The organism is Halobacterium sp. CBA1132 (genome assembly GCF_001485535.1).
Taxonomy (GTDB): domain Archaea; phylum Halobacteriota; class Halobacteria; order Halobacteriales; family Halobacteriaceae; genus Halobacterium.
Genome location: NZ_BCMZ01000001.1, coordinates 2,133,076 through 2,149,057, shown reverse-complemented (window position 1 = coordinate 2,149,057; position 15,982 = coordinate 2,133,076). Strand labels below are relative to the sequence as shown.

The window sequence follows — 15,982 nt, the reverse complement described above, 5'->3', positions numbered from 1 at the left end:
ACGGTCCGGTATGCTCCGCGTCGAAGCCGACGACGGCGTCCGCGTCGTCACCCTCGATCGCCCCGCCGCTCGGAACGCGCTCACGCCGCAGGCGCTCGACGACCTCCGGGAGGCCGTGACGGACGCCGACCAGCCGGTCGTGTACGTTCACGGCGCCGGCGACGCGTTCTGTGCGGGCGCCGACCTCGACGTTGTCGGGGACCTCGACGGGCCCCGCGGGGAGGCGTTCGCGCGCCGCGGCCAGCGCACGATGAACGCGATCGAGGACAGCGACAGCGTCGTCGTCGCGGGCGTCGACGGCGCGGCCCGCGGCGGCGGCGTCGAACTCGCGCTCGCCTGCGACGGCCGCGTCTGCACGCCCGACGCGACGTTCGCCGAACCCGGCGTCTCGCTCGGCGTGTTCGGCGCGTGGGGCGGCACGCGTCGACTCCCTGCGGCGGTCGGCGCGACGCACGCCGCGGACCTCTCATTGTCTGGTCGCACCGTCGATGCCGAGACGGCGCGCGAAATTGGACTGGTCTCGAGAATCGTCGCGGAACCGCGGCGTGTCGCGGACGAAATCGCGGCCAACGACCCTGCGGCGCTCCGAGAACTCGGGGGCCTGCTCGCTGCGGGCGACGACCGCGAGGCCTCGGACCGCGCGGAAGCCGACGCGTTCGCGCGACTACTCGCCCGCAAGCCGTTCGAGAATTAGGGCGTCGGCGGCACCGCGCGCTTGTGCTCGCTGCGCTCGTAGAGCCCGCGCACCGTCTCGACGACGCCGTCCGGAATCCCGAGGTGGTCGGCCGTCGCGCTCGCCGGGAGGCTCCCGTCGACGTGGAGCGCGAGCACCGCGTCGATGGTGTCGTAGTCGATGCCGAGTTCCTCCTCGTCGGTCTGGTCGGCCCACAGCTCCGCTGTCGGCGTCTTCGTTACGAGGTCTTCGTCGACACCGAGGTCGCGGGCGAGCTGGCGCACCTGCATCTTGTAGAGGTTCCCGATGGGGTGGCAGTCGACGGCGCCGTCCCCGTACTTCGTGAAGTAGCCCACCAGCGCCTCCGTACGGTTGCCGGTGCCCAGCACCACGGCGTTCTCGTGGTTCGCGACGAGGTAGTTCAGCACCGCGCGAGTCCGCGCTCGCGCGTTCCCGACGGCGAGTTCGTCGCCCTCCGCTGCCGGGTACAGGTCCGTCAGGAGGTCGACGAACGGGTCGATTTCGACGACGTCGTACTCGATGTCGAGGTCCTCTGCGACCCGCTCGGCGTCGCTCATGTTCTGCTCGCTGGACACCTCGCCCGGCATCACGAGGCCGTGGACGGCGTCGGTCCCCAGTTCATCGACCGCGAGGTGTGCGACCGTCGTCGAGTCGATACCGCCCGACAGCCCGAGCACGCAGCGGTCCGCGCCCGCGTCCTCCATCGTCTCCCGCAGGAACGACTGGATGCGGTCGCGGCGCGCGGCCAACTCCGACTCCGAGAACCGCAAGTCCAGCGGCTGTATCGTGTCTGGCGCAGTCATCGTGTGCGTGTTCGGCGGCGTCCGACTAAAACCCACTCCACCCCCGAGATTCGTGGACGTGTGCCCACTCCGGGAAACGCTACGTTCAAGTGGGGCGGTCAGTTACTCGCAGACGCCGAGCGCGCTGGTGGTCTAGTGGTAGGACATGAGCTTCCCAAGCTCATAGCCCGGGTTCAATTCCCGGCCAGCGCACTTCTCGTACACTCGAACCGGACAGCGACTGCTGTGTCGCTGTCCGTTCGATACTGCAGTGGATGCGCGAGGGAATTGAAGCCTATCAGCCGCAGCCCGCGCAGCCGAGCGCCGCGAGGCGAGCAGGACCGTCTGATTTCGGTTCAATTCCCGGAAGACGCGCAGCGTCTTCCGATGTTCGCAGTCCTGCGGACTGCTCACTCCCGGTCGGCGCACTCCTCTGACACTCGAACCGGCCAGCGACGGCTGTGTCGCTGTCCGTTCGATATCTCGTGGATGCGCGAGGGAATTGCACTCTGTCGGCGGCCTTCTCGCAGCGCTCGAACAGCCCAAAGTGCTATTCCGCAGCGCGTCGAAGCCGGCGACGTGACCGAGTCAGACGAGGAGTTCGACCCGCCGACGTGGACCCGCTGGACCCTCTTGACCAGCGTCGTCGGCGCCGCGGGCTCGTGGTGGTTCGACGGTCCGGCGCTGCTCACGGACCTGCTCGCCGTCGTCGCGGGCCTGACGGTCGTCTACTTGCTGTACCTCTGGGGCCAGCACCGCGACCCGCCCGGCGGGAACGGCGGCGGGAAGGACCGGAAGGAGGGCGAGCTGGACGGGAAGGCGGGCGGCATGGGGTACGCCTGACGCCCTCGATTCGCAGCGCCGGACGACCGCGCGGAACGACCGCTCTATCAGGCGTAGTGTTCGTCGAGGTACTCCACGATGTCAGGTCGCCCACCTTTTCCCGCTCGCTCCGCTCGCGGGAAAATCTGGACCAAAACCGCTACGCGTAGTGTTCGTCGAGGTACTCCACGATGTCAGGTCGCCCACCTTTTCCCGCTCGCTCCGCTCGCGGGAAAATCTGGACCAAAACCGCTACGCGTAGTGTTCGTCGAGGTACTCCACGATGTCGTCGCTCTCGTAGAGCGCTTCCTCGCGGGCGGTGTCGACGAGGTACGGAATCTGGTCGGCGCCGCCGTTCTGGAGTTCCTCGTAGGTCTGTTCGTTCGTGACGTCGCCGCCCGCGCCGCCCGGGAGCCGGGGGTTGTGGGTGACGTAGGAGACGCCGAGCTCCGAGAGCTTCTCGCGGACTTTCGCGCAGTGCGGACAGCCTTCGGACTGGTACAGTTCCAGCATATCACCTCGTTCGTGCGCCGCCCACGTAAACGTCAGCGAACCGGCGGGTACGACTCCCGCTGCACCCACTCGCGGAGGCGCTCGTGGCCGGTGCCGTCGTAGCGCAGCGCGCGCCGCCACCACGGCCCCTTCCCGGAGTCGTCGGACCACTCCGTGACCGCGCGGTTGGCGTCGACGCCGTGCGCGCCGCTCAGCGGGACCGCGCGCTCGTAGAGCCGGGAGTCGTCGGTGCCCGCGAGCAGCACGGCGGCGTCGAAGGGGTCGCGTTTCAGGTGGGCGTTCCCCGCGAACGCCGCCTGCTCGGACTCGGGCAGATTCTCGAACGCCTCGCCGGTCACGGGGTCGCGGGCGAGCGTGAACTCACCGACGAGGTACGCGCCCCAGTCGTCGGCCATCCACGGCGCGGGGTCGGCGGGCGCGTCGAGCGTCGCGTAGAAGTAGACGCGGTCGCCGGCGTCGAGGTCCAGCAGCGGCCGGGCTTTCAGACCGTGCGGGTCGCCGTACGTGTAGCCGTCACAGCAGGGGTACTCCGCGAACGACGGGTCGAGGTGGACCGGCGTCTCCCGAATCTCCTCGGGAACCTCGATGGGGAGGTCGAGGTCCGCGTACGTCGGCGGCGGTTCGACAGTCGGTTCGCTCTCGGGAATCGGGACGTAGACGAACGAGCCGTCGGCGCGCAGCGGCCCGCGGAACCCCGGCTGGTTCGTGTTCGCCGCGACGTTGATTGCCACCGCGCGGGTCACGGCTGCAGTTGGGAGACGCACTCACAGCAGAATCGGTAGCCGGCGTCGTTCTCGGCGCCACACGACGGGCACAGCAGGCTCGCTGTGTCGTCACTCGTCGACGACGAGCCGTCCACCGGCGACGTGCCGTCCCCGAGGCCCGGGGAGTCGGACGCGCCGGCGTCCTCGCTCTGGAGGCGTCGCCACACGGCGAACTGCAGCGCCGCCACGAGCAGCACCGCGAACACGAACAACCCCCATTCCATGTGTTAGCGTAACACGGCGAGCCTATTCAGCCCTTCGCCCGTCCGAACGCCGCTGTCATCAGGCGTCGGGCGGGGTCAAATCCCGCTGGAACTCGTCGAAAGCGTCGAGGTCGTCGGGGGGTTCGTCGTCGAGGCGACGCTCGGCCTGCCGGTTCACGCCCGCGTCCTCGACGGGTTCGGCTTCGGACTCCCAGCCGGGCTTGATTTTGATGCTCTTCGCGGGCATCCCCACCGCGATGTGGTGGTCGGGGACGTCGTTCTGGACGACCGCCCGCGACCCGACGATGGCGTTCTCGCCGACGTGGACGCCGGCGCGGACGAGCGCGCCCTGCGTGACGCGCGCGTCGTCGTCGACGATGGTGTGGTAGTTCTCGACGACAGTCTGGTCGACGACGTCGTGGTCGTGCGTGTAGACGTGGACGGCGTCGCTGATGCTCGCGCGGTCGCCGATAGTGAGCTCACCGCGGTCGTCGAGGTGAACGTCGTCGTGGACGACGACGTTGTCGCCCATTTCGATGTTGTGGCCGTACGTCATCGAGATGCCCTTGAACAGCCGGACGCCCTCGCCGACGCTCTCGAAGAGGTGTTCGGCGAGCATCCGGCGGAACCGCAGCGCGAACTCCACGTTGTCCGCCAGCGGCGTGTTGTCGAACTGCCGCCACAGCCACTGCAGCGGCTTCGAGCGCGCGAACGCGTCTTCGTCCTTCTCGGCGTAATATTCGGCTTCGAGGGTGGCGTTCCGCGGGTCGAAGTTCGCCAGTCGAGCGGCCTCGGTCGGCGAGACGTGTTCGTCGTTCTGCCAGCTCTCGTAGGCGTCGCGGGCGCCGTGGAGGTCCACGAGCGTCTCCGTGACGGCGTCCGCGAGTTCGTCGGGGCCGCTCGCGGCCGCGAGTCGGTCGTCCACCTCCGAGAGGAACCCGCGGAGAGTCGCCTCCGCGTCGTCCGGGAGGGAGACGTGGCGCTTGGTCATACCCCTACTCGGCTGCGGGCACGGATATTGGTTTCCGTCCCGACGGCAACCCCCGGAATCGCGACGGAACCGGGCCGTGAGACGGTACAGAGGTTGGCCTCGCCGCTCGTGAATCCCCACCGGAACCGCACCCGCTAAGTGGGCGTCTCCCCAACACTGGCGTATGCAACATCGCGAACTCGGGAACTCCGGGGTCGAGGTCAGCGAAGTCGGGTTCGGCGCGTGGGTCGTCGGCACCGACTGGTGGGGCGACCGCGACGAGGACGACGCCCTCGAGATGGTCGAGTACGCCATCGAACAGGGAATCACGTACTTCGACACGGGCGACGTCTACGGCCACGGCCGCAGCGAGGAACTGCTCGGGGAGGTGCTCGCCGAGCGCGGCGACGAGATGACCGTCGCGACGAAGGTCGGCTACGACTTCTACAACAACCCGCAGGCGGGCCACGGTGAACTTCCGAAGGAGATGTCCGTCGACTACCTCCGGGACGCCGTCGAGCAGAGCCTCGACCGCCTCGGTGTCGACCACGTCGACGTCCTCCAACTCCACAACCCCGACGTCGCCGAACTCACGCCGGATGTCATCGAACTCCTCGACGAACTCCGTGAGGACGGCCGCGCAGACGCCATCGGCGTCGCGCTCGGCCCCTCCATCGGCTGGCTCGCGGAGGGCGAGAAGGCAATCGAGGAGGCGTTCGACTCCGTGCAGTACGTCGGGAACATCCTCGAACAGGACGTCCACAACCACTTCGTCGAGTACGTCCGCGAGCACGACGCCGCGACCTCCCTGATTCCGCGCGTCCCGCACTCCTCGGGTCTCCTGAACGAGCAGGTCACGCCGGAGACGGAACTCGGCGAGGGCGACCACCGCGGCTTCCGCCCGGAGGAGTGGTACGAGACGGGCTGGGAGAAGGTCGACGCGCTGCGCTTCTTAGAGCGGGATGGCGAGCGCACGATGGGGCAAGCCGCAATCCAGTGGCTCCTCTCCTTCGACGAGGTCGCGACCGTCACGCCGACGTTCCGCTCGAAGGCTGACATCGACGAGTGGGCGGCCGCCCCGGAGACGCCCGCCGTCAGCGACGAGGAGCAACAGCAGGTCGCGGACCTCTACGCGGACAACTTCGGCGTCGACCGCTTCGACGGCATGAGCCACGAGGACTACCGCACGAGCGTCGACGGCGAAGACCTGCAGGAAGCCGGCCTCATCGGCTCCGCGGACTGACGCCTCGGGGCTGACCTATCAGCTCTCATTATTCTACTCGTTCTCTAACGCATTTGCGTGAGCCAAACGAGGTGCTTCCCCGGGCGAATGTGTAGCCAAATTTGATAGCGGAACCTCCTAATTCGGCGGTGATCTATCCCCGAAGTTCGAATTTTGGCCCAGGAGCACTCAATCGGTTTGACGTAGCTCGTAAGCTAGTTGCAGCTACGGAACGGAGATTGTTGAACCGGCTTCGTTTACGTTGAGCCAAATTCCGCCATCCTGTTTGATGACCGCTTCGAACTGTACGGTATCGGATTCAACGCTGGGACCGTACGAGTTGAAGGCGACGACCTCGGATGCACTACCGCCTTCGGGAGAGACTGTGAGACTGTAGAAGCCGGGGTTGCCTTCGAAACCGTCGACAACGAGTTTGTCACCTGAAGCAGGGGCTTCGTAGACGCCACGAATCGGTCGTTCAGTGGCTAAGTCGCGCGGTGCGTAGACGAGTGTGAGTTCTACTCGCTCCGTTTGCCCGGTGTCACTCCGCACGACGATTCTGTCGAGTGCTGTGTCGTTGTCGTTGTCTCCCGTAAGGGATGAGCACCCTGCGAGGCCCGCCATCGATACTGCTCCAGCAGCCAGAACTTGCCGCCGTGATATAGGACCTTCCTCAAACATGGATTGACAGATAGTCTAAAACCAAATAAAGTTTGGGTATAAGATACTAATTATAATCTCTAATCACACCACAATTATCATAGTTGTGTGGTGTGCTCATACTACCGTGTCAAAATATGACACGAAAACGAAATCAACGAAGTGGTAGTCGACGCACATTCCTCAAGACAGTATCCGGAGTCGCCGCTGGTTTGGCTGTTCCAGTGACAGCCGCTGCAGCAACAGATGAAGACCAGCGACAAGACGAACGAGAAAAATTCGAGAAGATTTCGAAGAAGCGCCGCAATCTGAGTACCGAGGAGTTCCATACGGAACTCAAAGAAGCCGGTTTCGAGGTCTACTCAAGTTCCTACGAGTATGCGATCTCGGACAACGGTGAAACGGTCAAAGAGAAAAACGAAGACGAGATATCACCGGAAAGTTTCCCGGAAGGTGATTTGACGACGAATGTCTCTCTGTTCGTTGGAGGGGCAGGCAGCTATGCAGACCTTGATTGGACCGTCGATACAGGGTTTTGGGAAGATGGTGCTCCTCCCGTCGATAATATCACTCTCGCATGGTCTGATAACCAGTATCTGTACGATGGTGAGGCAAATCACGCAAGCGATGGGGACATTTCACTTCGAACACGCGATGCTGCAGGTGCGGTATGGCAATGGGATGACGAGAATGGAGTAGGTGAGACTGACTCAGCAGAAGGAAATGTCACGGCGTATCTTCAATCTCAAGGAGATTGTCACACGCGCCAAATCTACGGAACGTATGAGCACACGTGGGGGGATATATCCGTTCAATCCATCAGCATCGGTAGTGGCGGAGTCTCGATCGTGTACAGCGATGAAACCAAACGTTGGAAAGTATTCCCGTCCGACGAATTTGAGGGAACTTGCTAGGGAAAGAACTGTTCGCCTATCACCTCCTCTTTAATTGGCTGCTTCTCGGTACTGTATCTAGCGGCTTTTGCCCCTTCCGCTGAGAATAATCGGTGTTAAGTGGGAACACAACATTCATCAAGCATACGCCGAGCGAAGCGAGGCGTTTTCCCGTCAACGCGAAGCGTTGACGACGTCACGCTCGCTGACGCTCGCGTGACCACCGCGCGAACGGAGTGAGCGCGGCCTTTTTATCTGACTTTTTGGAAGAGGGTGCGCTCCGCGCACCCTCTTCGAAAAATTTAGGCTAAGAACACGTGCCGCGGGCGGTCGGCGAGCACGTCGCGGCCCCAGTCGACGGTGTCGGCGAAGTCGTCGCTGCGGAAGAACGCCATGGCGTCCTCCTTGGAGGCCCACTGGCTGGCGATGAACATGTCGTTCTCGTCTTCGACGTTGACCATGAGGTCGGTCTCGAAGTGGCCCTCCATGTCCGCGAGGACGTCGGCGACGGTGTCGAACTTCTCGACGAAGTCGTCGGTGTGCTCGGGCTTGGTCTCGTAGAACATCCCCATGGTGCCGAAGCCGGACTCCTCGCCGGCGCGGCTCGCGGCGTCGCCGCTCGCTCGTTCCGAGGGTCGTAGACCATCGCGGGAGACGATGTCGGGGAGTTCCGAGAGGAAGCCGGCGGCGGTGTCGGCGGCGCTGGCGGTGTCCCAGATGGAGACGACGGCGGCGCGGTCGGTCGTGCGGCCGTCGTAGACGGCGGTCTTGACGTGGGTGTCGTAGTGGTCGAAGTTGCTCCGGAGGCCCTCGACCTCCTCGAACAGCTCGTCGGTGTCCGCTTCGGAGTAGAGGACGGTGGCGTAGACGTCCTCGCCGTGGGGCTGGCCCGCGTAGATGTCGAGGTCTTCGAGTTCGCCGCGGATGCCGTCGCTGTCACTCTCCTCGTCGTCGCCGTGGTCGTGGTGGCCGTCGCTGCCGTGGTCGTGACTGTCACCGTGTCCATGGCCGTCTTCGCCGTGCGCGTGCGCGTGACCGCCGTCTTCGGGCGTCGGGACTTCCGCGCCGTCCATGTACGCCGCGAGGTCGCTCGGCGGGAACCGGCGGCCGACGAAGAAGTCGCCGAACTCGCCGTACTTCGCGGACACCTCGTCGAAGCGCATCTCGTAGACGATGTCCTTGATGTCCGTGAGGTCGTCCGCGAACAGCGTCACACCCCACTCCCAGTCGTCGAGGCCCACCGAGGACGCGATGACTTGGCTGACCCGGCCGGCGTACTGCTTGCCGAGTTCGCCGTGGACCTCCATCATCTCCGCGCGCTCCTCCAGCGGCAGGTCGTACCAGTTCTGCTCCGGCTGGCGGCGCTTGCTCATCGGGTAGAAGGAGACGTACGTGTCCTCGGGAATCTCCGGCGTGAGCTTGCTGTCGAAGTACTGCCGGAGACCCGCGTCGACGGACTCGGGGTCCTCGAAGTAGTCCGGCGCGGTGTACCCCGAGATTTCCACGACGGAGACGTACGAGTGGGCTTGCTCGACGTACTCCGCGAACGCGGTCTGCTCGAACGACCGCTCGATGCGGTCGAGTTCGTCCATCGTCTCCCGGAAGTGGACGAACATGAGGTCGGCCTTGTGGCCGGTGATGGAGAACGCCGCGGAGTCGCCCTCGTCGGCGTCCACGAGCGCCTCCCTGTTCGCGAGGAACGACTCGGCCTCCTCCAGCGCCGCTTCGCGGTCCCGCTCGGGGGCGTCGCGCCACGCGTCCCAGTCCACGGTGTAGAAGTCGTGGAGCACGAACCAGCCCTCGTCGGTCGGTGGAGCGTCTGCCATGCCCCGGTGTTGGGATTCGCCGTAGAAGGGTTTTCCTAACCCGGGCCGGCGGGTGCCGCGACCGAAACGCTTTCCGTGCGAACGGCGAAACGTCGGTCCGAATGCGCAAGAGCGGTCCGCCGAAGGGACTCGTCTCGTATCTGGTGCTGGAACTCCTCGACGAACAACCCCGGTACGGGTACGAGATTCTCAAGGAAATCGAGGACCTCAGCGGCGGTCACTGGGAGCCGTCCTACGGCTCGGTCTACCCCATTCTCTACAAGTTCGAGGACGAGGGGTACGCCCAGCGAATCGAGGTCGAGGACGAACCCGACCGCAAGTACTTCGAAATCACCGACGCGGGCCGCGAGGAACTCGCGGAGAAACGCGACGAGGTCGGCACCACTGCCGAGGACGTCACGGACGTCATTCTGGGGTTCTACCACGTGTTCGCGGTGCTGGCGACCGACGAGCGCTTCGACGTCGACAACCCCGAGGCGGGCGACGGGTGGCGCTTCGACGAGGCGTTCTCGGCGTGGATTGCCGAACAGCTCATCCGCCACCACGAGTACTACTTCGAGGAGTTCGAGCGCGTGCCGGACACGCCCGAGGAGTTCGCCGAGCGGATGGGTTTCGACGACTAACCCAGTAGCTGCGGTCCGAAGAACATTATCACGAGGCTCGCGAGCATCGTCAGCCCGATGCTCGTGGTGATAGCGCGGGTGAGCGTCTGCCGGTCGCTGACAGGGAGCCGCGACGTGACGGCCTGTGCGACCGTCCGAAGCAGGTGGCCGCCGTCCAGCGGGAACGCGGGGATGCAGTTGAAGAAGGCGAGGTTGAGGTTTATCCACCCGGTCCACAGCAGGACGTTCGCGACCACGAACACGGCGGCCGCCGGCAGGGGGCCGTCGACGACGTAGAAGTTCGTGTTCACGCCGGCGAACCCGGGGAAGTTGAACGCGAGCGTCGGGTCGATGATGCTCAACAGCGGGAGGAACAGTGCGGCCGCGATTCCCTGCAGGAACCCGACGAGGCCGCCGGCGGCGCCGCCGAGCAGCACCCCCAGTCCGGTGCCGCCGACGTTCCCGGAGGCCAGCGACAGGAACGCGTCGGCGGGGTACAGTTGCGCGCCGAACCCGGACGCGGAGAGGCCGCTGACGCCGGTGGCGATGACGCCGCCGAAGTAACTGGAGCCGTCGCTTTGCTCGCCGAGCGTGACCTCGTAGGGCTGCACGCTCCCGTTCACGTACGCTTCGACGGTCACCGTCTCGCCGGGGGCGTGCGCGTCGAGCGCGTCGCCCATGTCGGCGCCGCCGGTGACGCGCTCGTCGTCGATTCGCGTCACGATGACGTTACCTTCCGCGGGTAGACCGGCCTCGTCGGCCGGGGTGTCCGGGACGACGGTGACGAACGCGCCGGCGGGCGCGGTGACGCTCGTGCCGTTGGCCGTCTCGAACGTCGCGATAGTGCGGTTCTCGACGGCTGCTTCGAGACCCGCTTCCGTGTACACCGGGGTTCCGTTCACTTCCGCGAGGACGCTTCCGGTGCCGAGGGCGGCCAGCGGCGAGTCCGTCGCGACGCCGGTAACGAGGAGGTGGCGGTCGACGGGGACAGTGTCACCGCCCGCCAGCGTCACTGTCACCGCTCGGCTCTCGGCGTCGGCGAGCGCCTGCTGGAACTCCGTGTTGTTCGCGACCGGGACGCCGCCGACCTCGGTGATGCGGTCGCCCGCGCCGATGCCCGCCGCGGCGGCCGCGGAGTCGTCGTGGACGTCGCCGACGAGACCACCGCTGGCGACGCCGACCGCGCCCGCGACCGGCCCGAACAGGAGCGCGAACGCCACGATGACGACGAGGAAGTTGTTCGTCACGCCCGCCGCGAACATTCGCGCCTGCGACCCGCGGTCGGCGCGGCGCTGGCTCTCCTCGTCCGGTTGGACGAACGCGCCGATGGGGAGCACGGCCAGCAGTACGGCGCCCATCGAGTCCACGTCGATGTCCTCGACGTAACACATCAGGCCGTGGCCGAACTCGTGGACGACCATGCCGATGAACAGGCCGGCGACGATTTCCGGGGCGACCGACAGCGGCATGAAGTCGCTGACGCCCGGAATGACCAGCGCGTTCCGCGGTTGGTTCACTGCGGTCGGCGCGGGCGGGTTCGCGAGCGTCGACAAAGCGGACGTCACGAGCATGAACAGCGTGCCCGCGGCGACGACCAGCGCGACGCCGAGCCCGAAGTTCCCCCACGCGCGCCAGAACCGCTTCGGGGTCGCGGCCCACGCCAGCAGCCGCTTCCCGCGTTTCGTGTGGAGGGTGAGAACGGGACCGGTCGCGGAGACGAACGACGGCAGCAGGTTGCGGGCCTTCGCCCACGACACGCCGGCCCAGTACGCGAGCAGGGCGACGCCGAGAACCGTCCAGATATCCATTACGGGGAACTCAGGGGTCGCGCGGCAAAAGCCGTTGGGTATCCGAAGGGGTCAGCGCCGCCGACGGAGCCGTCCGAGTACGAATTCGCGGTCGAGTTTCGCGAGGAACGGCCCGAGCTTCGGCCCTTGGTCCTCGTCGAAGAACAGCCGGTAGCCCGCCGAGAAGAACGCGCCGATTTCGACGTCGTGGCGCTTGGCGGCCTCGTAGATTTCGCCCTGCAGTTCGTCGCCGTCGGGGTCCTCGGCTTCGAGGAAGTCCGCGAGTTCGCTCAGCGCGTCGGCGGTGGCGTCGTCGAAGTCGTGGTCGGGCATCTCGGTGCGCTTGAGGTCGTAGTTGAACTCGTTGTCCGTGCGTCGCGCCCACTCGCGGGCGCGTTCGACGCGTTCGAGCGCGGCATCGACCGCCCACTCGGGGGCGTCGTCGGGAATGTGGCCTTCGCGGCGCGCGATTTCCTCGCGGAGTTCGGGGTCGTCGGTCATCCCGAGCACGGCCGCGAACGTGTACGGGATGCGGATGCGCTCTTCGCGGGGGTCGTCGACGACGAGCGGGTAGACGCGCTCGGCGCGCTCTTGCTCGTCCTCGTCGGCGTCGATTTCCCCGAAGTAGACGGCTTCCATGCGGTCGAACTCGTCGACGAGCTGGTCGAGGCGCTCGATGGAGAAGTCCCGGGCGCGCTGGGGGTCCTTGCTGAAGAAGAACCGCACCACTTCGGGCCCCAGCAGCCGGAGCACGTCCTGCACGAGGACCACGTGGCCCTCCGAGGAACTGAAGGGTTCGCCGTCCAGCGTGAACCACTCGTAGACCATCGGGACCGGGGGCTCGTTGCCGAGGACGTTCCGGGCGACGTCCGTGCCGGAGGGCCACGAGCCCTCCGCGTGGTCCTTCCCGAACGGCTCGAAGTCCACCCCGAGGGTCTGCCACTGCGCGGGCCACTCGAAGCGCCACGGGAGCTTCCCGTCGCGGAAGCTCGCGGTGCCCTCGTGGCCGCAGCCCTCGATGGTTCGGTCGCCGGCCTCCACGTCGCTGCACTCGTACTCGACGACGCCCGCGTCGAGGTCGATGTCGGTGATGGCGTCGGTCTCGGTGACGTGCCCGCAGTTCTCACAGATGGGCCGGAACGGCACGTAGTCCTCGTCGACTTTCTCTTGGTACTCGCCGAGCACCTCGCGGGCGGTGTCCGCGTTCTCGAGGAGGAACTCCGTGACATCTTCGAGGTTGCCGTCCTCGTACAGTTCCGTGTTCGACACCATCTCAACGTCGATGCCCAGCAGTTCCGCGGACTCCTCGATGAGGTTCGAGAAGTGCGCGCCGTAGGACTCGCAGCACCCGAACGGGTCCGGAATCGCGGTGTACGGTGCGCCGAGGTTCTGCCCGAGCGCGCCCGCGTTCACGTCCCCGAGGTCCACGAGGTTGCCGTTTAAGTCCGCGAGCTTCCGGGGGAGTTTGCGGAGCGGGTCGCGGTCGTCGCTCGTGAAAATCTGGCGCACCTCGTAGCCGCGCTCCCGGAGCGCCTCCGCGACGAAGTAGCCGCGGACGATTTCGTTCATGTTCCCGAGGTGGGGAACGCCCGAGGGCGAGATGCCGCCCTTGATGACGATCGGCTCCTCGGGGTCGCGGTCGAGGATTCGGTCGGCGGCGGTGTCCGCCCAGAAGCCGCGTTTGTCGCCGAGAATGTAGGGGTCGTCGTCGGCGTGCATCGCTACGCGTTGTCCGCCCAGTAGGTCATCTGGTCGGCGGTGCCCTCGGGGATGATGTCCGTCCCGTCGTGTTCGCCGTGCAGCACGGCGTCGACGATGCGGGAGGGGTCGGTGCCGTCGAGGACGATGGTGCGCACGCCCGAGCGCTCGATGAGTTTCGCGGCGAGCAGGTCGACGGGCGCCGAGGACCCCGCGTTCATCTCGATGTCGGCGATGATGTCCACGAGTTCGCCCGCGGTCATCTGCTCGAAGTGCTCCGCGTCGTCGTCCTCGTTCGGGTCCGCGCTGAACACGCCCGGCACACTGGTCGCGTACACCAGCAGGTCGGCGTTCGTGTACTCCGCCAGCGCCGCGCTGACGGCGTCCGTCGTCTGTCCCGCGACGACGCCGCCCATCACCGCGACGTCACCGCGGCGAATCGCCTCGCCCGCCTTCTCGTAGTCCTCGGCGGGACTGGGCGCCGCCATCCCGTCCAGCGCCGCGATGAGCAGGCGGGCGTTCAGGCGCGTGACGTCGACGCCGATGTCGTCGAGTTCGATCTCGTTGGCGCCGAGCGCTCGCGCCGTCGTGATGTAGTCCCGCGCGACACCCCCGCCGCCGACGACGGCTCCGATCTCGCAGCCGGCGTCGGCGAGTTCTTCGATGGCGGCGGCGTGCTCCTCGACCCGCTCGTGGGCGAGGCCGGGCGCGAGGACGCTACCGCCGATAGAAACCACGACACGCATACTACACCGGAATACCCCTGTGGCGTCCTTAAGGGTTGTCAACTGCACAGCAGCGCCTGCGAGCGCGACGAACTGTTATCCGGGCGGCACGCGTATTCCCGGTATGGTCTCGGTTACCGACCCCGCGGTCCTCCTGTCGCTGGCGTGGCTGCTGGTGCTGTTCGGGACGGCGTGGCGCTACCAGTTCGGCTCGCTGCCGCCGCTGCGGACGCTCGCGCTCATGGCCGCCGGGCTCCTCTGGCTGGCGTACTCGCTGCTCCAGCTCGGCGACCTGCTCTCGCCGCCCTACGACGACGTGGTCAACGTGGTCGCCCTCCTCCTCTTCCTCGCCGGCCTGTCGGTGGGCTGGCGGTGGTGGCGGGCGCGGTAGCTGGCGACACCTACAAGCCGCGAGCAGCCCCACGTGCGAGTATGCAATTACACGGCATCGTCGGCGACGGCGCCGACGGCGTCGCGGACCGCCTCGCCGACCGCCTCGCCGAGCGCGGCCGCGTCGGCGTCGTCCGCGCCGGCAACCCCGACACGCCAGCGCGAACCACGTACACCGTCGGCGACGGTTGGACGGGCGCGGGCGAGGACCGCTCTCCGGACGAAGTCCTCGACGACCTCGCGCGCGACCACGATTACGCCCTCTTGGTCGGCTTTCCCGACGCCCGCGTCCCCCAGATTGCCGTCGGTGACGCCGACATCGACGACCCCGCGCTTCGTGTGGACGCCGAGAACCCCGACCTCGACGCCGCTGTCGAGGCAGTCGAAGCTGCCGACCTCTTCGAGACGCTGTCTTCGCTGGTCGCGGACCTGAAGCGGTCGCCGCGCGCAGACTACTCCGGTGCCATCGCAACGTTCACGGGCCGCGTTCGCGCCCTCGAAGCCGACGACGACGAGTGGACGGAGTCGCTGACCTTCGAGAAGTACGACGCCGTCGCCGCCGAACGCACCGCGACCATCCGCGAGGAACTGGAAGCCCGCGACGGGGTCCTCGACGTGCGCCTGCACCACCGCGTCGGCCGCATCGAGGCCGGCGAGGACATCGTCTTCGTCGCGGTGCTGGCCGGCCACCGTGGCGAGGCCTTCGAAGCCGTCGAGGACGGCATCGACCGCCTCAAGGACGAAGTCCCGATTTTCAAGAAGGAGGTCACCGTCGAGGACGAGTTCTGGAAGCACGAACAGTAGCCACTCCGGCTGTCGCGCGCCGCGCGCTCGCCGCCAGTACCGGTAGCGAACCACCGCTCGACCCCCGATTTCGACTGCCGCTCGTCCGACGCTCTCCTCTGGTCGGGGATGTAGAAAGAAGTTCTCTAAGCCGTCTATAAAATGTCTAAAGATTTCTCGAACGTTCGTAAAACGTCAACCGAGCTCGATTTACGGGTGAAATCGCTCGAATCAGCCCGAACGTTCACCCCTTTATAACCTCCCGTAGCCGGTAGGGTGAATCGAAGATGAGCGCAACCCAATCCCCCTCCACCGACGCCGACGAACCGCAGGACAAGGAAACGCGGCTCGAGGCGTACCTCCGCGAGAAGGCCGCCGACGGCGAGGTGTACTTCAAGAGCAAGTTCATCGCCGACGACGTCGACCTCTCCCCCAAGGAAATCGGCGCGCTCATGGTGAAGCTCTCGAAGTCCGCGACCGACCTCGAAGTCGAGAAGTGGTCGTACACGAGCGCCACCACCTGGCGCGTCCAGTCCGCGTAACCCCGCTCGCGCTCGCATCGCCCGCCCTGACCAACCGCCGCCTCCGCTCCGTCCCCCGTTTCTCGCCCGGCAGCCGCGGGTACCGCCGACTAAGTACTTAACCCGC

The 15,982-nt window shown here is 66.3% G+C and carries 18 protein-coding genes and 1 tRNA gene; 9 read left to right on the top strand and 10 right to left on the bottom strand.

Annotation, left to right across the window (positions count from 1 at the left end; genetic code table 11):
* The first annotated feature begins 10 nt into the window (after nucleotides 1-10).
* The gene (locus AVZ66_RS11320; RefSeq protein WP_058984182.1) at nucleotides 11-694 is read left to right on the top strand and encodes an enoyl-CoA hydratase/isomerase family protein; all 684 of its coding nucleotides are present in this window, start codon (nucleotides 11-13) and stop codon (nucleotides 692-694) included.
* Here AVZ66_RS11320 and AVZ66_RS11315 read toward each other — a convergent pair.
* Nucleotides 691-1,497: an NAD+ synthase gene (locus AVZ66_RS11315; RefSeq protein WP_058984181.1), complete on the bottom strand. Its 807-nt coding sequence runs from the start codon at nucleotides 1,495-1,497 to the stop codon at nucleotides 691-693. The two genes, AVZ66_RS11320 and AVZ66_RS11315, sit on opposite strands and share 4 nt — an antisense overlap.
* Nucleotides 1,498-1,618: 121 nt before the next feature.
* Between AVZ66_RS11315 and AVZ66_RS11310 the strand changes: the two genes are divergently transcribed.
* Together AVZ66_RS11310 and AVZ66_RS11305 are read left to right on the top strand one after the other, a co-directional pair.
* Nucleotides 1,619-1,689, top strand: a tRNA-Gly gene (locus AVZ66_RS11310).
* Between the two features lie 366 nt (nucleotides 1,690-2,055).
* Entirely contained in the window at nucleotides 2,056-2,319 is a 264-nt protein-coding gene (locus AVZ66_RS11305) for a hypothetical protein (RefSeq protein WP_058984180.1), read from the top strand.
* Between the two features lie 231 nt (nucleotides 2,320-2,550).
* Here the strand turns inward: AVZ66_RS11305 and AVZ66_RS11300 are convergent, their stop codons facing one another.
* The 4 genes from AVZ66_RS11300 to AVZ66_RS11285 are packed head-to-tail and all read right to left on the bottom strand — an operon-like array spanning nucleotide 2,551 to nucleotide 4,769.
* Complete coding sequence (locus tag AVZ66_RS11300; protein ID WP_058984179.1) at nucleotides 2,551-2,811, bottom strand: glutathione S-transferase N-terminal domain-containing protein; 261 nt, start codon at nucleotides 2,809-2,811, stop codon at nucleotides 2,551-2,553.
* A 32-nt stretch (nucleotides 2,812-2,843) separates the two neighbouring features.
* Nucleotides 2,844-3,554 carry a hypothetical protein gene (locus AVZ66_RS11295; RefSeq protein ID WP_058984178.1) on the bottom strand — a complete coding sequence of 237 codons (711 nt, stop codon included), beginning with the start codon at nucleotides 3,552-3,554 and terminating at the stop codon, nucleotides 2,844-2,846.
* A complete protein-coding gene (locus tag AVZ66_RS11290; protein WP_058984177.1) occupies nucleotides 3,551-3,799 on the bottom strand; it encodes a hypothetical protein in 249 nt (82 codons plus the stop codon). Before AVZ66_RS11290 ends, AVZ66_RS11295 begins: the two co-directional genes overlap by 4 nt.
* 58 nt (nucleotides 3,800-3,857) lie before the next feature.
* Nucleotides 3,858-4,769 carry an acyltransferase gene (locus AVZ66_RS11285; RefSeq protein ID WP_058984176.1) on the bottom strand — a complete coding sequence of 304 codons (912 nt, stop codon included), beginning with the start codon at nucleotides 4,767-4,769 and terminating at the stop codon, nucleotides 3,858-3,860.
* Nucleotides 4,770-4,932: 163 nt separating this feature from the next.
* On the opposite strand from AVZ66_RS11285, the gene AVZ66_RS11280 reads away from it, so the two are divergent.
* Nucleotides 4,933-5,991: an aldo/keto reductase gene (locus tag AVZ66_RS11280; RefSeq protein WP_058984175.1), complete on the top strand. Its 1,059-nt coding sequence runs from the start codon at nucleotides 4,933-4,935 to the stop codon at nucleotides 5,989-5,991.
* Nucleotides 5,992-6,195: 204 nt separating this feature from the next.
* Here the strand turns inward: AVZ66_RS11280 and AVZ66_RS15715 are convergent, their stop codons facing one another.
* Nucleotides 6,196-6,651, bottom strand: a complete 456-nt coding sequence (locus AVZ66_RS15715; RefSeq protein ID WP_197407763.1) for a hypothetical protein — start codon at nucleotides 6,649-6,651, stop codon at nucleotides 6,196-6,198.
* Nucleotides 6,652-6,854: 203 nt separating this feature from the next.
* On the opposite strand from AVZ66_RS15715, the gene AVZ66_RS16295 reads away from it, so the two are divergent.
* Nucleotides 6,855-7,544 carry a hypothetical protein gene (locus AVZ66_RS16295; protein ID WP_157575654.1) on the top strand — a complete coding sequence of 230 codons (690 nt, stop codon included), beginning with the start codon at nucleotides 6,855-6,857 and terminating at the stop codon, nucleotides 7,542-7,544.
* A 281-nt stretch (nucleotides 7,545-7,825) separates the two neighbouring features.
* On the opposite strand, the gene AVZ66_RS11270 is transcribed toward AVZ66_RS16295, so the two are convergent.
* Nucleotides 7,826-9,349: a heme-binding protein gene (locus tag AVZ66_RS11270; RefSeq protein WP_058984173.1), complete on the bottom strand. Its 1,524-nt coding sequence runs from the start codon at nucleotides 9,347-9,349 to the stop codon at nucleotides 7,826-7,828.
* A gap of 101 nt (nucleotides 9,350-9,450) precedes the next feature.
* Here AVZ66_RS11270 and AVZ66_RS11265 point away from each other — a divergent pair, with 101 nt between their 5' ends.
* A complete protein-coding gene (locus AVZ66_RS11265) occupies nucleotides 9,451-9,972 on the top strand; it encodes a PadR family transcriptional regulator (RefSeq protein ID WP_058984172.1) in 522 nt (173 codons plus the stop codon).
* Here AVZ66_RS11265 and AVZ66_RS11260 read toward each other — a convergent pair.
* From AVZ66_RS11260 to pyrH, 3 genes are read right to left on the bottom strand one after another with little or no spacing between them, the layout of a single operon-like run.
* Nucleotides 9,969-11,759, bottom strand: coding sequence for a site-2 protease family protein (locus tag AVZ66_RS11260; protein ID WP_058984171.1), 1,791 nt, complete (start codon nucleotides 11,757-11,759; stop codon nucleotides 9,969-9,971). The genes AVZ66_RS11265 and AVZ66_RS11260 overlap by 4 nt on opposite strands.
* 51 nt (nucleotides 11,760-11,810) lie before the next feature.
* A complete protein-coding gene (lysS, locus tag AVZ66_RS11255; protein WP_058984170.1) occupies nucleotides 11,811-13,457 on the bottom strand; it encodes a lysine--tRNA ligase in 1,647 nt (548 codons plus the stop codon).
* A 2-nt stretch (nucleotides 13,458-13,459) separates the two neighbouring features.
* On the bottom strand, nucleotides 13,460-14,182 hold the full coding sequence (gene pyrH / locus AVZ66_RS11250; RefSeq protein ID WP_058984169.1) for a UMP kinase: 723 nt from the start codon (nucleotides 14,180-14,182) through the stop codon (nucleotides 13,460-13,462).
* Nucleotides 14,183-14,285: 103 nt separating this feature from the next.
* On the opposite strand from pyrH, the gene AVZ66_RS11245 reads away from it, so the two are divergent.
* From AVZ66_RS11245 to AVZ66_RS11235, 3 genes are all read left to right on the top strand, one after another.
* Nucleotides 14,286-14,552, top strand: coding sequence for a hypothetical protein (locus AVZ66_RS11245; protein WP_058984168.1), 267 nt, complete (start codon nucleotides 14,286-14,288; stop codon nucleotides 14,550-14,552).
* A 41-nt stretch (nucleotides 14,553-14,593) separates the two neighbouring features.
* A complete protein-coding gene (locus AVZ66_RS11240) occupies nucleotides 14,594-15,355 on the top strand; it encodes a molybdopterin synthase (protein ID WP_058984167.1) in 762 nt (253 codons plus the stop codon).
* A 266-nt stretch (nucleotides 15,356-15,621) separates the two neighbouring features.
* A complete protein-coding gene (locus AVZ66_RS11235) occupies nucleotides 15,622-15,876 on the top strand; it encodes a hypothetical protein (protein ID WP_058984166.1) in 255 nt (84 codons plus the stop codon).
* The last annotated feature ends 106 nt before the right edge of the window (nucleotides 15,877-15,982 follow it).